Below are 16470 nucleotides of genomic sequence, written 5' to 3'. Positions count from 1 at the left end.
AGGGTGCCGGAGAAATGATCATCGAGGTCGTGTGGGGGGAGACCTTGGAGGCGAATCCGGTCCTGGTCGAGGTGGAGCGTTCCGGGTTCGTGGAGTCACGGCACCGCGGGGTGGTGGTCGGGCTCGGCGCCGACGGGAGGACGCTGGCGCGACTCGGCGCGGCCGAGGAGCCGATCCTGCCCCGCTCGGCCAACAAGCCGATCCAGGCGGTCGCCATGCTGCGCAGCGGCCTGGCGCTGGCCGACGAACTGCTGGCGCTGGCCGCCGCCAGCCACTCCGGGGAGGACTTCCACGTCGAAGGCGTGGAGAAGATCCTGGCCGGGGCCGGGCTGACCGCCGAGGCGCTGCGCTGCCCGGCGTCCTGGCCGCTGGAGCCGGCCGTCATGGCCGAGGTGGCCAGGGCGGGCGGGACCAGGTCGCGGCTGCGGATGAACTGCTCGGGCAAGCATGCGGCGATGCTGGCCACCTGCGTGCGCAACGACTGGCCGACCGGCTCTTACCGGGCGTTCGACCACCCGTTGCAGCAGGCCGTCCGGGAGGCGGTCGCCGACCTGACCGGCGAGCGGCCCGCCGTCACCGGGGTGGACGGCTGTGGTGCGCCGGTGTTCGCGGTCTCGGCGACGGGGGTCGCACGGGCGTTCCGCGCGCTGGTGACGGCGCCGCCCGGCAGCCCGGAACGGCGGCTGGCCGACGCGATGCGGGCGTATCCGGAGTGGACCTCGGGCACCCGGCGCGAGGAGCGGCGGCTGATGGACGCGGTGCCGGGCCTGCTGGTCAAGTGCGGGGCCGAGGGGGTGGACGCGTTCGCGCTGCCCGACGGCCGGGCCGGAGCGGTCAAGATCGACGACGGTGCCATGCGGGCCCGCACCCCGGTCACCGTCGCGCTGCTGCGCGCCCTGGGCGTGGACGGCGGGCCGGAACTGGACGAGCTGGCCGCCCTCCCGGTGCACGGCGGCGAGGAGGTGGTCGGCACGGTCCGCGCCGCCCCCTCCTTCCTCGCCGCGCTGCCGCAGCGGTGAGCCCCACGGCGGGGAGGAGGCGGCCGGCGCGGTCAGGTACGCCGCCATCCTCCTCGCGGTGCCTGGCGGCGCCGCCGCGGTGACGGGTCAGGGCCGCTCGGCGCTCCTGTCGTCATAGCTGCCCTCGCCGGGGTTACGCTGCCCTGGATCGCCCTCGAAGGTGCCGCCCTGGATGGGCCCGCGGTGCGGGGAGCCGCCCGGCAGCTTCTCGGGATGCGGTACCCGCCTGCGCGCCGCGCGCAACGTCAGCAGCAGCCAGGTGACGAGCGCCAGCCCCAGCAGGATCGGGGCGAGCCAGAGCCAGTAGTTGTCGCCGAGACGCACGGTCATGATCACCATGTGATCCACCTCCGCCCCCGCCCCTACCCGGTAAAAGGGCTTCAACGCGAGTGCCGCGTCACAGGGTCGGTCAGAGGCTGCGGAACTGCCGGGCCTGGGAGATGGCGCCGGAGGTGGCGAGGGTGAAGGTGCGCATGGACTCGGCGAACTTCGACAGGTCCCACTCGGCCGGGCCCTCGTACCAGTAGAGGTTGTCGGCGCCCTCGGCCTGTTCCCCGGCGTCCTCGACCGTCTTGGCCCACTTGCCGACCAGGTCGAACACCACCGCGTACGGCAGGTAGCGGGAGAACAGCGCGATGCGCTGCGGCCCCTCGACGCCCTCGGGGGCCTGGCCGCGCGCCAGATGGGCCCGGAACCCGATGGTGTGCGCCAGCACGGTGGCGCCGCGGGCGGTCTTGGCGGGCATGTACTGGCCGCCCACCGCCAGCGCCGCGCCGCCGACGATCACGGCCAGCCCGAGCAGCGCCAGATCGGTGAAGACCGCCAGGGCCACCGTGCCGGCCACGCCGAGCACGGCCAGCACGATGCCCGCGGTGGACCAGCGGCTGCGCACGGTGTCCGGGCGGCGGGCGAACCAGCCCTGCTTGACCACGTCGTCGTACATCGCCGAGCGGACCTCGGCGAGCTGGGTCGCGAACGTGCCGCCCAGCTCCGACAGCTTGACCTGGTCGCGCTCGTGGAACAGCGCGTCCAGCAGCAGCCGCTCGTAGGGCAGCAGGTCGTCGACCGGCCGCGGCAGCCTGCGCAGCGTCCAGTCGGTGCGGCCGGTGACCGCCCGGTCCTCCTCCTCGATCAGCAGGTAGGCGCGGACCGCCAGGTCGACGATGGTGGCGGTGACGTCGATGACGTCGGCCTGCTCGTCGATCAGGGTGCCGATCTGGCCGGGCCGCACCCCGTCCGGCGGGGCGAACCCGTCACCGTCCACGGCCGGCCGGTCGCCCTCGGCGGCGTGCCTGCCGACCGCGCGGGCGTCCCGTCCGCGCAGCAGGTACAGCAGGCCGAACCCGCCGAGCAGCAGTGCCAGCAGGGCGGCCAGCGCTCCCACGGTGACGCCGTTGACGGAGAACGCGGTGGCCAGCGTGCGGCGCTGCTCGTACAGCGGCTGCGCCTTGGTGGTGCCTGCCGGATAGCCCACGACCACGGTCAGGTGGTCGCCCGGCAGCATGTTGCGCTGGGTGAACACCCCCCGGGTGCGGGTGTGGTCGTCGGTGAAGAACTGGGCGCAGCCGATCGCGCTGGTCGTCGGCCCGGCGAAGCAGTTGATGTTACGGATCACCGCGCCGCCGGTGACGGTGGCCCTGGCGGAGTCGACCGGCACCCGCCAGCCGCCGATCGCGGGCCAGCGCAGCTCCTCCAGGGCGCCCAGCGGGGTGATCGTGCCGCGCACGTCGTACTCCAGCGTCACGGTGCGCCGCCCGTTGAGCGGTGCGTCGCCGGTGACCTTGACCAGGGTGCGGTCGCCCTGGGTGGTGGTGGTCACGCCGGTCGGGCCGTTGTCGGGGCTGGCCGCGCGGACGCCGGTGACCTGGTAGACGCGGTCGCGGGTGTCGCTGTCGCGGGCGCGGGTGACGAAGTACCGGTCGAACCCGCGTCCGCCGGCGAACTCGTAGACGATGGTCTCCTTGGCGTGCGCCACGCCGTCCGGGCCGACCGTCAGGGTGACCTCGTCGCTGAGGACCCGTCCCGAGGCCAGGTTCTGCGGCGTTCCGGCGGCCGCCGGCGCGGCGAACAGCAGCGGACCGGCGACGAGCAGGCCCGCCAGAGCCGCCGAGGACACGGCCGCCGGCCGCGCACGTCCCACCATGGGCGCACATCGTAGCGGTTGCCGGTCCAAGCCGGTCATAACGGCGGCGTACGGGTGGGACGGCACGGCATCGCGGTGCGCTGACCTGCGCGGTCGTCCTTGGACATTTCCGGTTATGGGATGATCCGGCCATGGTGCGCCGATCTCCGACCCCGACGGTGCGGCGGTACGACCCGAGGTCCGAGGAACGGTGGCCGTACGACGCCGCGCAGCCGTACGCGCTGCCGCCCCGCGGCCGCAGGCCCCGGCGGAGCCTGGGCGGTGCGGTGGCGGGGATCCTCGGCGTGGTCGCCGCGATCCTGGTGCTGGCGGTGCTGGGCCTGGCGGCGTTCACCGACGGCGGGGCCGTGGCGGCGCGGATCCGCAACGACCCGGCCCAGATTCCCGCGGAGACGGCGACCGCCAATCCGCTGTACCGGACCGGTCCGCTGACCCCGGTCGGCTGCCGGCTGCCGCGCATCCGGCCGGGCTCCGACGAGTCCATGCGGCGGTTCATGGACACGCTCAGCCAGTGCCTGGACCGGTCCTGGCAGCAGCAGTTCGGCAAGGCGGACCTGACGTTCGAGCCGCCCAAGCGGATCTTCTGGAACACTCCGGGCCGCGGCCCCTGCGGCAGCTTCCCCAGCCCCGGTGCCGCCGCCTTCTACTGCCCGGAGAACGACACGATGTACGTGGGGCTGCGGCACATCGTGGAGACCTCCGGCGGTGAGCCGGTCTCGCACTACGCGGTGTACGCCCGGGTGATCGCCCACGAGTACGGCCACCACGTGCAGGAGCAGGCGGGCATCCTGGCCTACGGGCACCAGCGGATGGACGCTGCCGCAGCCGCCGCCTCCGCCGCCGGCAGCACCGAGATCAGCCGCCGCATCGAACTGCAGGCCCAGTGCCTGGCCGGGGTCTTCCTGGGGGCCGAGCGCGGCACGCTGCCCATGACGCGGGCCCAGTACGTCGCGCTGATGATCGACCTGCGGGCGCGGGGCGACGACCGGCAGCCGGCCGACAAGCGCGACCACGGCTCCGGGCGCAGCTACGCGGGCTGGGTCGAGAAGGGCTACCGGGAGCGGGTGGTGGGAACCTGCGACACCTGGACGGTTCCGGCCGCCCAGGTGGACTGACCCCGCTTCCCAAGCGTCTCTGCAGTCTCGGTAATCCCTGCCGCACCCCAGGATCGCGGCGGCGGACGGCCATGTGTCCGGCCTCACGGTCAAGTGCTAGCAAGTCCGCTTGCAATTGCAAGCACCCTGACGCAGGCTGGGTACATGACAGGTTCGAAGGTCGGCTCGATCGGCGAGTACATCCGCGACCAGCGGCAGCGGGCGAAGATCTCGCTGCGGCAACTGGCCGATGTGTCGGGCATCTCCAACCCGTACCTGAGCCAGATCGAGCGCGGGCTGCGCAAGCCGAGCGCGGAGATCCTGCAGCAGATCGCCAAGGGGCTGCGGATCTCGGCCGAGGCGCTGTACGTCCAGGCCGGCATCCTCGAGGAGCGCGAGGCCGACACCGACGTGCAGGCCGCCATCCGGGCCGACCTGATCCTGACGGAGCGGCAGAAACAGGTCCTGATGGACATCTACGAGTCGTTCCGCAAGGAGAACGAGGCCGCCGTGGCGGCCGCCGGACCCCAAGCCCCGGGCGCGGACGCCCCGGGCACCACAGTGCAGAACGAGACGTAGGGAAGGAAGCGACACGATGACGCTTGCCGCCAAGCTTCGCGACAACAAGGCCGTCTACGCGGTCGCCGGCGCCGGCGACCTGGCCGTGGAGAAGCTCCGCGAGGTCCCCGAGCAGGTGACCAGAATCCGCGAGAACATGACCCGCTACCAGGACGAGGTCCGCGAGAACGTCACCCGCTACCAGGGCGACGTGCGCGAGAACCTCAACCGGCTGCAGGAGCGGATCGAGGTCAAGGAGCTGCCCGGCGCCGCCGTGGCGTACGTGACCGACGTGATCGACGATCTGGCCGAGCGGGGCAAGAGGATCGTCACCCGGGTCGAGAACCAGGCCGCCACCCAGGAGCTGGAGGCCTCCGCCAAGGGCACCCAGCGCCGGGCCAAGGCCACCGTGACCGAGGCCAAGAAGACCGCCCGCGCCGCGTCCCGCGCCGCCGGCGACGCGAGCAAGAAGATCGGCGACTGACACACCGGGCGCACGCGCCCTCGGGCACGGGCCCGGCCGGGACCTCCGGCCGGGCCCGTCGCGCGCTCACCGCCGGTAGCCCGACTTGAATAAGGTGGAGTGGAGATCCCTCGGGCGTCGGGCCGCGGCGCCGACCGGCTCAGCGAAAGTGGTGTGGTCTCCGGTGTCGCAAGGTTTGAATTACTTCTTCTGGTTCCTGGCGATCATTGCCTTCGGGTTCGAGCTGTGGGCGCTGTTCGACGCACTGCGGACCCCGGCCGGGGCCTATGCGGCGGCCGACAAGCAGAACAAGAACCTGTGGCTGATCCTGCTGGTGGTGGCGTGCGTGGTCGGGCTGGGCGGCGCGGTCAACATGCTGCACCTGCTGTCGATCCTGCCCATCGCCGCGTTCCTGGTCGCCGCGATCTACCTGGCCGACGTGCGGCCTGCGGTCCGGCAGTACCGTAAGCGCGGCGGCGGCTCGTCCAGCTCGGGCCCCTACGGCCCCTGGTGAGCCGACGGCCCACTGCTCAGGGTCGCCGCTGAAGTTCCTTCAGGTCGTCCCGGTCCTCGGCGTTCGCCGTCCGTCCGGCGCCGGGGGTCTGCTGGGCGGGCCGCCGCGCGGGCTTGCCGAGAGCGGGCCGCTCCAGGCCCCGGGCGCGCAGGCCGGCGACGAGCCGTTCGGCGATATGGCGGTTGCCGGCCGCCGTGGGGTGCGTGCCGTCCCGGAGGATGAACCGCCGGGCGTTGCCGGTCCGGCGGTGGATGTTCCCGGTGATCCAGCGTTCGGCCAGCGGGTCGATGAACGGCACCTGCAGCGTCGCGGCGGTACCGCGCAGGGTGTCGCGCACGCGCAGCGCCTGCGGCGGGGGGTCGCCGCCCCACAGCGGCCCGACCAGCACCACATGGGTCTTGGGCCAGCGGCTCTTGATGGTGGTCAGCAGCCGGTTGGCGGCCGGCCCCACCCGGTAGGGGTAGTAGACGTCGTTGTGCCCGCCGGAGACCACCACCATGTCGGGGGCGGGCCGCCACGCCAGCTGGGCCTCGTACAGCGCGGCGAAGTCCTTGCCGATTCTGCCGCGCGACACGAAGCCGGTGCCGGCGTATCCGGCGATGACGACCTGCCAGCCCAGCCGGCGGGCGGTCTCGCCGGCGTAGGTCTGTTCGGGCGGCACGCTGGTGATGCCCGCGGTGTAGCTGTCGCCGAGCATGAACACCACCGGGACGTGCGGCCGGGCCGGCTCGGTCTTGGGCCGCGCGGTCCTGCGCGGCTCGGACGCCTGTGAGCTGGTACAGCTGCAGAGCAGGAGCAGCGCCGCGAAGGCACACCAGACGAGTCGGGGCACCGCCGAACGCCCTCCATGAATCGACCGCGAACCACGGAACCGGACAGGGGCCCGGCTCAGAGTGACGAGTATGGGGAAACCCGCCGCGGGCGTACCGGTCGATTCGGACTCGACGGCCAATCGCTACCCGATTGGGATGCCGTCGTCCTGATCCGGGGCTCGCGGGGTCATCCTCGACAAGTCGGCATTTTATCCAGGAGGCGGCCGATGGCCGCCCGTTCGCGTGACACCGCCGGGACGGGGCGTGCGTTCACCGGCCCGGCTCGTTGAGGGCCGGGACGGCGCCCAGCCCGCTTTCCATGATCATCAGGGCGCGGTCCAGGGCGGCGCGGGTGGTGCCGGGGTCCAGCCCGTGCTGGCGGCAGTGGGTCAGCACCGACTGCATGGCGCCGACCGCGATGCCGGACACGATCACCGCGTCGATCTCGTCGAGGGCCGGGCACAGGTCGCGGATCCGCAGCGCGACCTCCTGCTGGGTCTGGTGGATGCGCTGCAGGGCGCGGGCCTGCAGCGCGGGCCGCTCCAGGACGAGCCGGACCTGTACCGCGCCGTACTCGCCGTGCTCGTTGACCAGCGCCTCCAGCACGTTCACCACGCTCTGCCGGATCGCCTCCAGGGTGGTCTCGCCGGGCGTACGGCGGGCCAGCCGGTCGCGCACCTCGGCCAGCCGGTCGTCGATCTCGGCGAAGATCACGTCCTCCTTGCTGGGGAAGTAGGCGAAGAACGTGCGCGGGGACACCTCGGCGGCGGCCGCGATGTCGGCGATCGTCGTCTCCTCGTACCCCCGCTCGGCGAACAGCCGCAGCGCGGCGGTGGCCAGGGCCTGCCGGGTACGCCGCTTCTTGCGCTCGCGCAGCCCCGGAGTCCGGAGGTGATGCATATCACTTACGGTAACACGAATGCAAACTTGCAGCTATTGCAGAATTGCATCGCACGGTGTTTCCTGCCGTCATGGCGCGCGCTCTGGAGGGGCTCGGACGCTGGTGCGTCCGGCGGCGGCGGACGGTCTTCGAGCTGTGGATCGCCGCGATCCTCGGCATCGGCTTCCTGGGGCTGACCCAGGGCGGCGTGTTCGTCCAGCAGTCCAGCCTGCCCGGCACCGAGACCCAGCGGGCCGTGGACGCCCTCGGCCAGGACTTCCCGGCCATGACCGGCCCCACCACCACCGTGGTGTTCGCCGCCCGGCCGGGGCCCGGCGCGGCCGCCCCCGGCGACTGGCGGGTGGCGCTCGGCGTCGGCGAGGCCATCGAGAACATCGGCCGGCTCGACCGGGTCGGCTACGTGGAGAACCCCTACGTCCAGGGCATGGGCGGGCTGAAGAGCGACCGGGCCGTGGTGGTGCGGGTCTTCCTCAAGGGCACGATGGGCGACGTCGGCGCCGCCGACCTCGCCCGGCTCGACCAGGCGGTCGAACCGGCCCGGATGGCCGGGCTGGACGTGGAGTTCGGCGGCATCGTCTCGATGCTGCTCAACCAGCCCCACGGGGGGCCCGGGGAGGCCGCCGGGCTGATCATGGCACTGCTGGTGCTGCTGCTGGCGTTCGGCTCCTACCTGGCCGCCTGCGTGCCGATCCTGGTGTCGCTGTGCGCGCTGGCCGTCGCCTACTCGCTCATCCACTTCGGCGCCTCGGTGCTGGAGATCCACCCCCTCGCGCCGATGGTGGCCGCCATGCTCGGGCTGGGCGCGGGCATCGACTACGCCCTGTTCATCGTCACCCGCTACCGGCAGCAGCTCGCCGAGGGGGACGACGTCGAGACGGCGGTGGGCCGGGCGATGGCGCACTCCGGCCATGCGGTGGTCTTCGCCGGCGGCACCGTCGTGTTCGCCATCTGCGGGCTGTTCCTGTCCGGCATCACGTTCGTTGGCCGGATCGGGATCGCGTCCGCGCTCACCGTCGCGCTGATGGTGGTGGCGGCGCTCACCCTGCTGCCGGCCGTCCTCGGCGCGATCGGTACTCGCATCGACCGCTACACGCTGCCCCGCGTCCGCCCGGACCGCTCCGGCGACCGCTGGGCGCGCTGGGGCCGGCACGTCGACCGGCACGCCTGGCCCTACGCCATCGGGGCCACGCTCGTCCTGCTGGTCTTCGCCCTGCCCACGCTGGACCTGCGCTTCGGCGTGATGGCTGACAGCACCTCGGCCCCGTCGATGTCGGCTCGGCAGGCGTACGACACCGTCGCCGAGGAGTTCGGCGCGGGGCACTACAGCCCGTGGGTCGTCGTGGCGCGGGTCCCCGGCAGTCCCGCCGGGTCCGGGAGCGGGTCCGAGAGCGGATCCGAGGACCGTGTCCCCGCGGTCGAGGGCCCGGCCGGGCTGACCGGCCTCACCGCTCCGCAGGCCCCGCCGGCGGCCACCGCCGCGCCCGGCGGTGGGCCGGACGCCGCCGCCCCGCCGGTCAAGGGCGCGCCCGACCCGGCCAAGAAGCCGAACAGGGACGCCGTCCTGCTGGGGCAGGAGCTCAAACAGGCCGTCACCGAGGTGCCCGGCGTCGCGTTCGTCGGAGATCCGGTCGTCGCCGGCGACACCGCGATCCTCACCGTCATCCCGCGCACCGCCCCGCACGTCCAGGCCACCACCGACCTGGTGCACCGGCTGCGCGCCACCGAGCTCCCCGCCGTCGCCGCGGCCCACCCCGGCGCCGAGGTCTACCTGGGCGGCGAGAACCCGGCGATCATCGACCTGGCCGACACGGTCGGCGGCCGGATGCCGGTCGTCGTCGTCGCGGTGGTGATCGTCGCGTTGCTGCTGCTGGTCGTCGCGTTCCGCGCGATCATGGTGCCGGTCAAGGCCGCGCTGATGAACCTGCTATCCATCGGGGCCTCCTACGGCGTGGTCACCGCCGTCTTCCAGTGGGGCTGGGGGATCCAGCTGTTCGGCGCCGACCAGGCCGTGCCGATCGTGTCGTTCATCCCGCTGTTCATGTTCGCCCTGATCTTCGGGCTGTCCATGGACTACGAGGTCTTCCTGCTGTCGCGGATCAAGGAGGAGTACGACCGCACCGGCGATCCGCACGGCAGCGTGGTGACCGGCATCGGCGCCACCGCCCGCCTGATCACCTCGGCCGCACTGATCATGATCTTCGTCTTCGTGAGCTTCGTGCCGCAGCCCGACCCGACCGTCAAGATGATGGCGCTGGGCCTGGCAGTGGCCGTCGCGGTGGACGCCACCATCGTCCGCCTCGTCCTCGTCCCGGCCCTGATGAGCCTGCTCGGCCATGCCAACTGGTGGTTTCCCGGCGGGAGCCGGCGTGCCGCGTCCCCGCCGCAGGACGCCGGGCCCGGCAAGGTCTCCCTCGTCAAGGAGCCCCGCAGCCTCGAACCCGTCGGCTGACCCCTGACGGCGCGGGCGGATCCGGTGGGGTCCGCCCCTCAGAGACGGGTGGTGATCTCCAGGCCGTGGCCGGAGGGGTCGTCGAGGTACAGCCGCCGGCCGCCGCCCTGGGTGTCGAGTTCGCCCATGCGGCGGCGGTACGGATCGGCCCAGTAGGGCAGGCCCCACTCGCGGATCCGGGCGAAGATCGAGTCGAAGTCGGCGTCACCGACCAGGAAGGTGTAGCGCTGCCTGGGGAAGTCCGCCCCCGGTTGGGCGTAGTGCAGCGTGACGCCGTCGCCCAGCCGCACGGCGGTGAAGGCACCGACGGACTTTGGTTCGTCCAGGCCGAGCAGGTCGGCCAGGAAACGAGCGGACTCGCGCTTGTCCCGGGCGAAGACGACGATGCGGCTGAGCTGGATCGGCATGGGCGTCCTTGCTGGTCGTGGTGTCCGCGCACCGTTGTGCGGGTCCTGCGGGCGGCGCGGCCCCCTCGTCCACCCTGCTCGGTGCCGCACCGTGCAAACCCCGCCCCCGGCGACGTCGCCGGGGGCGGCGCCCTCAGTGCGCGACGGCCTCGGGGAGGGGGTCGCCGGTCTCCAGCAGGGTCTTCAGGCTCGCCAGCAGCTCCGGCCAGCCGTTACTGACCGCCTTGAGCATCTCGCTGCCGGGGTCGAAGTCGTCGTGGACGACCGTCAGCCTGACCACCTCGCCGGCGGGCTCGAGATCGAAGGTGACCTTGCTGCGCCGCTCCTTGACCTGCTCGGCGAACTCCTCCTCCGTCCAGCCGAACAGCTCGGCGTGCTCCGGCTGGAAGTGGTGCCAGCTGTAGGAGAGCCTGCGGTACGGGTCGGCTTCGAGCACCACCTGGCCCATGTCGCGGAACTCCTGGCCGGGGCCCATCTGCCACAGCACCGGCGAGCCGGTCCGCCAGTCCGACCGCAGGGCCGTGCCGCCCCAGTAGCGCCGGGTGAAGGCGGGGTCGGTGAGCGCCTGCCAGAGCCTTTCCGGAGTGGTCCTGATGTAGGTGGTGTAGACGAATGAGGGCCTGTCCATCGGCTCGTCCTCCAGCACTCGTTTGAGGTCGGCGAGCGCGCGCGCCCGCTCGCGGTCGTACCGGCCGATCCAGCGTTCGGCGATGTCGTTGATCGGCGCGGCGTTGAGGTGGTGCAGCCGCTGCCGGCCGCACCGCACAACGGTCACCAGCCCGGCCGCCTCCAGTACGGCCAGGTGCTTGGTCACCGCCTGCCGGCTCATGTCCAGCTCGGCGCACAGCTCCCGCAGGCTCTGGCCGTTGCGGGCGTTCAGCAGGTCCAGCAGCCGGCGCCGGCTGGGGTCGGCCAGCGCCTTGAACACCGCGTCCATGAGCCTCCCACCAGTTATGCAACCTCATGGTTGCCTTTTTAGGATAGGCAACCAAAAGGTTGCAAGTCAAGGTGAGCGGCATGGGCGGCGCCCGCGCCCGACCACGATCGGCCGGTCGGAAGCGTCCTCCAGTGATCGGCCGCGACGTGCCGATCGGCCCGGCGAACCCGCCGTGCGACCGCGGGAGGACCCGGGACGGCCGGTGATTCGGTCCCCGTCGCGGTGATGTTCATGGGCGTCCTTGGATACGGCAAGGATTTCGCGGAAATGTGTTTCGGCGTGCCCGGGTGATGAACGTCGTTTCGTCCGGGGGCCCTCTGGTGGTGGGGGACGGTACCGCGAGCGGCGACGGCGTGGTGGAAAGTGCGGGCAAATTCGTGGAAAACGGAGCGCTGCCCTATCCGCTGTGCACTCCCGGGCGACTCGCCGGTGCTTCGAGAGCCTGGAAATGGTGGATCCGGACCTGGTGCCGATCATCCGGTGACGCCCGGACGTCGTCGATATCGGCAGGACCGGGCCCGACGCCTATGGTGCGGTGGTCCGCAAGCACCGACCGGCGGACAAAAGGCCACCGCGAGCGGTGGCCTTTTGCCGTGCCCCGGCGCAGGGCCGGAGATCACGTTGCCGGTGGGCCGGTCACACCGATCCCGTTCCGGCTCTCACCCGAGAGCGCGGGAGCGTGGAGCGGTGCGGTCCGCCGGAGTGCGGGACGTCACCAGCAGTCGTCCCAGCCCCAGTCGTCCCAGCCCCAGTCGCTGTAGCTCCAGCTGTCGAAGCTATCGAAGCTATCGAAGCTGTCGAAGCCGCAGCTGTCCCAGCCGCAGCTGTCCCAGCTGGTGACGGTCGAGGGACTGGCGGGCTGGACGGCGTACGTGGTCTGCGCCATGGCGGGCGCTGCGGTCAGCAGGCCACCGCTGAGAGCGACGGCGGCGATACCGGTTGCTGCCAGTCGTTTCATGTTCATCTGCGCCTCCTGATCGGTTGCGGGGGAGCGTCTTGGTCTGGGGCGAAAAGACACGCATATCGGGCGACGCTCTCTTTCGCGCCCCTGTGGCGGAGACGGTGTATTTCGCGCGTTTGGCGAACGCGCTCCGTCATCCGTCCACAACCCCCCGAAGTAGATGAAATCTACGCTTTCGAGCGTAGCGGACTTATTGGGCGATTATGGAATGGGCTGTTCAAGACTCGTGATGTACCGGGTCAGTTCCGGGTAACCGGATCGCCGGATTCCGTCCGTTCGGCCGCCGTGCATTGCGCCGGTGGCGGTCGCAGAGCGCCTTCCGGGTGTCTTCCGGACGTCCGGCGACATGCCGCCGGCCCGCGACGAGGGGGCCCGGCGGAGGGGAAGTCAAGTCAGCTCCGGCACGAAGTTCCGGCGGGGTTTGTCGGTGCGGGGCAGGTTCTCCGCCGGGCGGCCTGAAACGATGTCCGGATCTTCGTTCGGGCGCCGGTGGGCCGGAGAGTGGTGGTGGCATGGACGATGCGGTGACGTTGCGGGACGTCTCGGACACCGCGCTGGTCGCGGCGGTGGTGCGGGCCCGGGAGTCGGCACGGCGCGACCCGCTGTTCCGCGACCCGTACGCCGAGGCGCTGGCGGGCGAGCGCGGCAGTCGGCTGGCGACCGGCGCGCAACTGCGGATCATCTCCTCCGGGGTAGTCGCCCGGACCGCCGTGTACGACGAGCTGATCACCCGGATGGTCCGGGAGGAGGGCGTCGGCCGCGTGCTGAACCTGGGCGCCGGGCTGGACACCCGCCCGTACCGGCTGGATCTGCCCGAGGACCTGGACTGGGTCGAGGCCGACCTGCCCGGCATCCTCGACCACAAGGAGCAGGTGCTGGCCGACGCCCGGCCGCGCTGCCGGCTGACCCGGGCGCGCGTCGACCTGAGCGACGCGGCGGCGCGCCGCCGGCTGCTGGACGAGGTGTCCGGGGGGCCGCCGGTGCTGGTGGTGTGCGAGGGCCTGATCGCCTACCTGGACGCCGACGACGTGACCGGGCTCGCCCGCGATCTCGCCGAGCGGCCCGCCCTGCGATGGTGGGCGCTGGACATGATCGGCCCGCTGTTCGTCCAGGTCGCCAAGAAGATCGCCGGCCGCCGAATGGAGCGGGCGGAGGCGAGTCTGCGGTTCGTCCCGCAGGAGGGCGCGGCGTTCTTCCGGCCGCTGGGCTGGGAGCCGGTCGATGTGCGCTCCTCGTGGGTGGAGCGCAGGCGGCTGCGCCGCGAGCCCCCGCTGATGCGCGCCATCTGGACCGTCAGCCCGCCCCGCACCCGCGAGTTCTTCCGCCAGCAGGGCATGTTCGTCCTGCTCCGCCGCGCCGAGGACACCGGCGGGGCGGAGCGGGGCCACCGGTGAACTTCCCAGGCCGCGGGGACATCCGATCGGGGTGAGAACGAACGTTCGCACACCGGCGGGAGACGAAGGTGGAGTCACGAGCGGAGGCGGCGCCGCACCCCGGCGATCCCCGGCGGATCGGCCCGTTCACGGTGGTCGCGCGGATCGGCGCGGGCGGGATGGGCCGGGTCTACCTGGCCCGTTCCGGCGACGGGCGCACGGTCGCGGTCAAGACCGTGCACGCCGAGCTGGCCCGGGACCCCGGCTACCGGCGGCGGTTCGCCCGTGAGGTGGCCGCCGCGCGCCGGGTCGGGGGCGCCTTCACCGCCCAGGTGATCGACGCCGGTCCCGACGAGGAGACCCCGTGGATGGCCACCGAGTACGTCCCGGCGCCCTCCCTGCGCACCCTGGTCAAGGAGTGCGGCGTCCTTCCCGAGGACACCGTGCGCTGGCTGGCCGCCGGGATCGCGCAGGCGCTGCGGGCCATCCACGGAGCGGCGCTCGTCCACCGGGACCTCAAGCCCGGCAACGTGCTGGTGACCCTGGACGGCCCCAAGGTGATCGACTTCGGCATCGCCCGCGCCGAGGGGCAGACCCTCACCCAGGACGGCTTCTCCGGGACCCCCGGCTTCATGGCCCCCGAACAACTGCTGGCGCCCGACACCGTCGGCCCGGCCGCCGACGTGTTCTGCCTGGGCGCCCTGCTGATGTACGCGGCGACCGGGCGGCGGCCGTTCGCCGGAGCCGGTCACGCGCAGATCATCGGGCGGATGACGCAGGACGGGCCGGACGTCGGCCCCGTTCCCGCCGGCCTGCGCGACCTCATCGTCCCCTGCCTGGCGTCCGACCCGGCGCACCGGCCCACCCCCGAGCAGATCCTGTCGTGGTGCGGCCCGGTGCCGGGACGGGCGCTGCCGCCCGCCGCCGTCGCCGTGCTGCGCGCCGTCGGCCGTGCCGCCGAGGAGATCGAGACGGCCGCCGCCACCGTGCTGGACCCGCCGGCCACGGGACCCGGCCGGTACCTCGACGAGGTGCTGCCGCAGGCGCGGGAGGCCGAAGCCGCCGGAGACGCCGGGGACGCCGGGTCCGCGCTGGACGTCTACACCAGGCTTAGCGTGGAGGCCGTGCGGCGGATGGGCCCCGACCACCCGGACACGCTGAGCGTGCAGATCCGCCGGATCCACTGGATGGCCAGGGCCGGGGACCCCGGTGAGGCGAGGGCGCTGGCCGATGCCCTGGCGGACCGCTGTGCCCGGCTGCTGGGCCCGGACCACGACGTGACGCTGAACGCCCGTTCCGTTCAGGTCTCGGTGGTCGGCGAGACCGACGGGCCGGCCCGGGCGGCGCTGCTCGCCGGTGAGGTCGCCCGCGACTACGCGCGCCTCCTCGGCCCCCACGACGACCGGGCGATGGACGCCCAGCACGAGCAGGCCCGGTGGATGGAACGGGCCGGCAACACCTCGGGCGCCGCCGAGCTGGTCGACGCCGTGGTGACGGGCCGGGCGCGGGTACTGGGCGCCGACCACCCCAAGACCCTCGCCGCCCGGTACGACCACGTGCTTTTGGTCGCGGCGGGGAACCTGGCCCAGGGGACGGCGCTCGCCCGGGAGCTGGTCACCGACACCGAACGGGCCCTGGGGACGTTCCACCCCCTGACCCTGGCCGCCAGGTCCGCGCACGCCGCTTTCGCCGGCCGAGCGGGAGACCCGGCCACGGCGGCTGTGGAGTACCGGGAGCTGGTCGCCGACGCGGTGGAGCACCTCGGCCCGCACCATCCCGACACCTACACCTACCGGCACGGCCGGGCCCACTGGATGGGGCATGCCGGTAACGCCATGGAGGCGGTGGAGGGGTTTGCCGCGCTGGTCAACGACATCAGCGGCAGATTCGGCGCCGGCGACCCGCGCGCGCAGGCGGCCGGCCACGAGATGCAGGTCTGGATCGGCCAGGTCACCCAGGCCCGCAAGGCGAGTCCGTGGGACGGGATCCGGGAACGGCAGCGCACCCTCGGCCCCCTGCATCCGGAGACCGTACGGGAATGGGAGGACAAGGCCGCCGAACGGATCGAGGCCAAGGACCACGAGCACGCCGTCCAGCTGTGCCGCCGCCTCGTCGAGCTGTACACCGAGCTGGACGGGCCGGAGCACCCCCGCACCCTCGGCGCCTGGATCGACGTGATCACCCAGACCGACCTGGCGGGCGACCCGCACCGGTCGGTGGAGCTGTGCGCCAGGGTGCTCGCCGGCATGCGCCGCTCGGGCAGGCCGCCGCAGGACCAGTGGTACGTGCGGTTCAGCGAACTGGAAGAGCGCTGCCGGCAGCGGGCCCGGGAGCTGGACCGGACGCCCGTGGAGCGCCCCGTCGACCCTGAGGCGGCCGAGCAGGCGGTACGGGACGGACAGGACCTGGAACGGGCCGGCGACCTGCGCGGCGCCGAGGCGGCCTACCGGCGGGCCGACGAGCTCGGCAGCGGCGACGGCGCCTCCGACCTCGGAGTGCTGCTGTACGAGCGGCACGACGTGGCGGGCGCCGAGGTGGCGCTGCGCCGCGCCGACCGCAGGGGCAACGCCATGGGGACGTTCCGGCTGGGGGTGCTGCTCCAGGACCGCGGCGACCTGACCGAGGCGGAGACCGCCTACCGTCGTGCGGCCCGGCGCGGCAGCTGCTTGGCCGCCTACAACCTGGGGCTCATGCTGGCCGAGCAGGACGACAAGGAGGCCGCCCGCATCGCCTTCGAGCAGGCCGCCCAGGACCCCGGGCAGGCCGCCGGCGCCCACCGCCGCATCGCCGCCCTCGGATGATCGGGGTTCCGGGGCCGGTCCCCCAGATGACCGGCCCC

General features: G+C 72.7%; 15 protein-coding genes. 8 read left to right on the top strand and 7 right to left on the bottom strand.

Annotated elements, in window-relative coordinates:
* Positions 1–14 precede the first annotated feature (14 nt).
* Complete coding sequence (locus C4U03_RS30395) at positions 15–1019, top strand: asparaginase (RefSeq protein ID WP_103942659.1); 1005 nt, start codon at positions 15–17, stop codon at positions 1017–1019.
* Between the two features lie 87 nt (positions 1020–1106).
* Here C4U03_RS30395 and C4U03_RS30390 read toward each other — a convergent pair whose 3' ends face one another.
* Positions 1107–1358, bottom strand: coding sequence for a hypothetical protein (locus tag C4U03_RS30390; RefSeq protein ID WP_103942657.1), 252 nt, complete (start codon positions 1356–1358; stop codon positions 1107–1109).
* 70 nt (positions 1359–1428) lie between these two features.
* Positions 1429–3162 carry a DUF2207 domain-containing protein gene (locus C4U03_RS30385; RefSeq protein ID WP_103942655.1) on the bottom strand — a complete coding sequence of 578 codons (1734 nt, stop codon included), beginning with the start codon at positions 3160–3162 and terminating at the stop codon, positions 1429–1431.
* Positions 3163–3293: 131 nt separating this feature from the next.
* On the opposite strand from C4U03_RS30385, the gene C4U03_RS30380 reads away from it, so the two are divergent.
* The 4 genes from C4U03_RS30380 (at position 3294) to C4U03_RS30365 (ending at position 5791) form a co-directional block, all read left to right on the top strand.
* Positions 3294–4277: a neutral zinc metallopeptidase gene (locus tag C4U03_RS30380; protein WP_103942652.1), complete on the top strand. Its 984-nt coding sequence runs from the start codon at positions 3294–3296 to the stop codon at positions 4275–4277.
* Positions 4278–4421: 144 nt separating this feature from the next.
* Positions 4422–4835 (top strand): helix-turn-helix domain-containing protein, encoded by a 414-nt coding sequence (locus C4U03_RS30375; protein ID WP_103942650.1) that lies wholly within the window; start codon positions 4422–4424, stop codon positions 4833–4835.
* 16 nt (positions 4836–4851) lie between these two features.
* A complete protein-coding gene (locus C4U03_RS30370) occupies positions 4852–5298 on the top strand; it encodes a DUF2397 family protein (protein ID WP_103942648.1) in 447 nt (148 codons plus the stop codon).
* Positions 5299–5461: 163 nt separating this feature from the next.
* Positions 5462–5791, top strand: coding sequence for a DUF2516 family protein (locus C4U03_RS30365; RefSeq protein WP_103942645.1), 330 nt, complete (start codon positions 5462–5464; stop codon positions 5789–5791).
* Between the two features lie 16 nt (positions 5792–5807).
* Here the strand turns inward: C4U03_RS30365 and C4U03_RS30360 are convergent, their stop codons facing one another.
* Both C4U03_RS30360 and C4U03_RS30355 read right to left on the bottom strand, forming a co-directional pair.
* Positions 5808–6623, bottom strand: a complete 816-nt coding sequence (locus C4U03_RS30360; protein WP_103942643.1) for an SGNH/GDSL hydrolase family protein — start codon at positions 6621–6623, stop codon at positions 5808–5810.
* A 250-nt stretch (positions 6624–6873) separates the two neighbouring features.
* Positions 6874–7503 (bottom strand): TetR family transcriptional regulator, encoded by a 630-nt coding sequence (locus C4U03_RS30355; RefSeq protein WP_103942641.1) that lies wholly within the window; start codon positions 7501–7503, stop codon positions 6874–6876.
* 71 nt (positions 7504–7574) lie between these two features.
* Between C4U03_RS30355 and C4U03_RS30350 the strand changes: the two genes are divergently transcribed.
* Entirely contained in the window at positions 7575–9953 is a 2379-nt protein-coding gene (locus C4U03_RS30350) for an MMPL family transporter (protein WP_103942640.1), read from the top strand.
* 38 nt (positions 9954–9991) lie between these two features.
* Here C4U03_RS30350 and C4U03_RS30345 read toward each other — a convergent pair whose 3' ends face one another.
* From C4U03_RS30345 to C4U03_RS30335, 3 genes are all read right to left on the bottom strand, one after another.
* Positions 9992–10360: a VOC family protein gene (locus C4U03_RS30345; RefSeq protein WP_103942638.1), complete on the bottom strand. Its 369-nt coding sequence runs from the start codon at positions 10358–10360 to the stop codon at positions 9992–9994.
* A gap of 133 nt (positions 10361–10493) precedes the next feature.
* The gene (locus tag C4U03_RS30340) at positions 10494–11297 is read right to left on the bottom strand and encodes an ArsR/SmtB family transcription factor (RefSeq protein ID WP_103942637.1); all 804 of its coding nucleotides are present in this window, start codon (positions 11295–11297) and stop codon (positions 10494–10496) included.
* 712 nt (positions 11298–12009) lie between these two features.
* Positions 12010–12261 carry a hypothetical protein gene (locus C4U03_RS30335; RefSeq protein WP_103942635.1) on the bottom strand — a complete coding sequence of 84 codons (252 nt, stop codon included), beginning with the start codon at positions 12259–12261 and terminating at the stop codon, positions 12010–12012.
* Between the two features lie 509 nt (positions 12262–12770).
* Between C4U03_RS30335 and C4U03_RS30330 the strand changes: the two genes are divergently transcribed.
* A complete protein-coding gene (locus C4U03_RS30330; protein ID WP_103942633.1) occupies positions 12771–13652 on the top strand; it encodes a class I SAM-dependent methyltransferase in 882 nt (293 codons plus the stop codon).
* A gap of 68 nt (positions 13653–13720) precedes the next feature.
* The gene (locus C4U03_RS30325) at positions 13721–16432 is read left to right on the top strand and encodes a protein kinase domain-containing protein (RefSeq protein WP_103942631.1); all 2712 of its coding nucleotides are present in this window, start codon (positions 13721–13723) and stop codon (positions 16430–16432) included.
* Positions 16433–16470 lie beyond the last annotated feature (38 nt).

The sequence above is a fragment of the Thermomonospora echinospora genome, assembly GCF_900108175.1.
GTDB lineage: Bacteria > Actinomycetota > Actinomycetes > Streptosporangiales > Streptosporangiaceae > Thermomonospora > Thermomonospora echinospora.
This window is presented reverse-complemented; position numbering and strand designations above follow the sequence as displayed.

Excerpts from the sequence above, each read along its gene's own strand:
- C4U03_RS30395 (WP_103942659.1), top strand. The coding sequence starts at position 15 with ATGATCATCGAGGTCGTGTGGGGGGAGACCTTGGAGGCGAATCCGGTC.
- C4U03_RS30390 (WP_103942657.1), bottom strand. The coding sequence starts at position 1,358 with ATGGTGATCATGACCGTGCGTCTCGGCGACAACTACTGGCTCTGGCTC.
- C4U03_RS30385 (WP_103942655.1), bottom strand. The coding sequence starts at position 3,162 with ATGGTGGGACGTGCGCGGCCGGCGGCCGTGTCCTCGGCGGCTCTGGCG.
- C4U03_RS30380 (WP_103942652.1), top strand. The coding sequence starts at position 3,294 with ATGGTGCGCCGATCTCCGACCCCGACGGTGCGGCGGTACGACCCGAGG.
- C4U03_RS30375 (WP_103942650.1), top strand. The coding sequence starts at position 4,422 with ATGACAGGTTCGAAGGTCGGCTCGATCGGCGAGTACATCCGCGACCAG.
- C4U03_RS30370 (WP_103942648.1), top strand. The coding sequence starts at position 4,852 with ATGACGCTTGCCGCCAAGCTTCGCGACAACAAGGCCGTCTACGCGGTC.
- C4U03_RS30355 (WP_103942641.1), bottom strand. The coding sequence starts at position 7,503 with ATGCATCACCTCCGGACTCCGGGGCTGCGCGAGCGCAAGAAGCGGCGT.
- C4U03_RS30350 (WP_103942640.1), top strand. The coding sequence starts at position 7,575 with ATGGCGCGCGCTCTGGAGGGGCTCGGACGCTGGTGCGTCCGGCGGCGG.
- C4U03_RS30345 (WP_103942638.1), bottom strand. The coding sequence starts at position 10,360 with ATGCCGATCCAGCTCAGCCGCATCGTCGTCTTCGCCCGGGACAAGCGC.
- C4U03_RS30340 (WP_103942637.1), bottom strand. The coding sequence starts at position 11,297 with ATGGACGCGGTGTTCAAGGCGCTGGCCGACCCCAGCCGGCGCCGGCTG.
- C4U03_RS30335 (WP_103942635.1), bottom strand. The coding sequence starts at position 12,261 with ATGAACATGAAACGACTGGCAGCAACCGGTATCGCCGCCGTCGCTCTC.
- C4U03_RS30330 (WP_103942633.1), top strand. The coding sequence starts at position 12,771 with ATGGACGATGCGGTGACGTTGCGGGACGTCTCGGACACCGCGCTGGTC.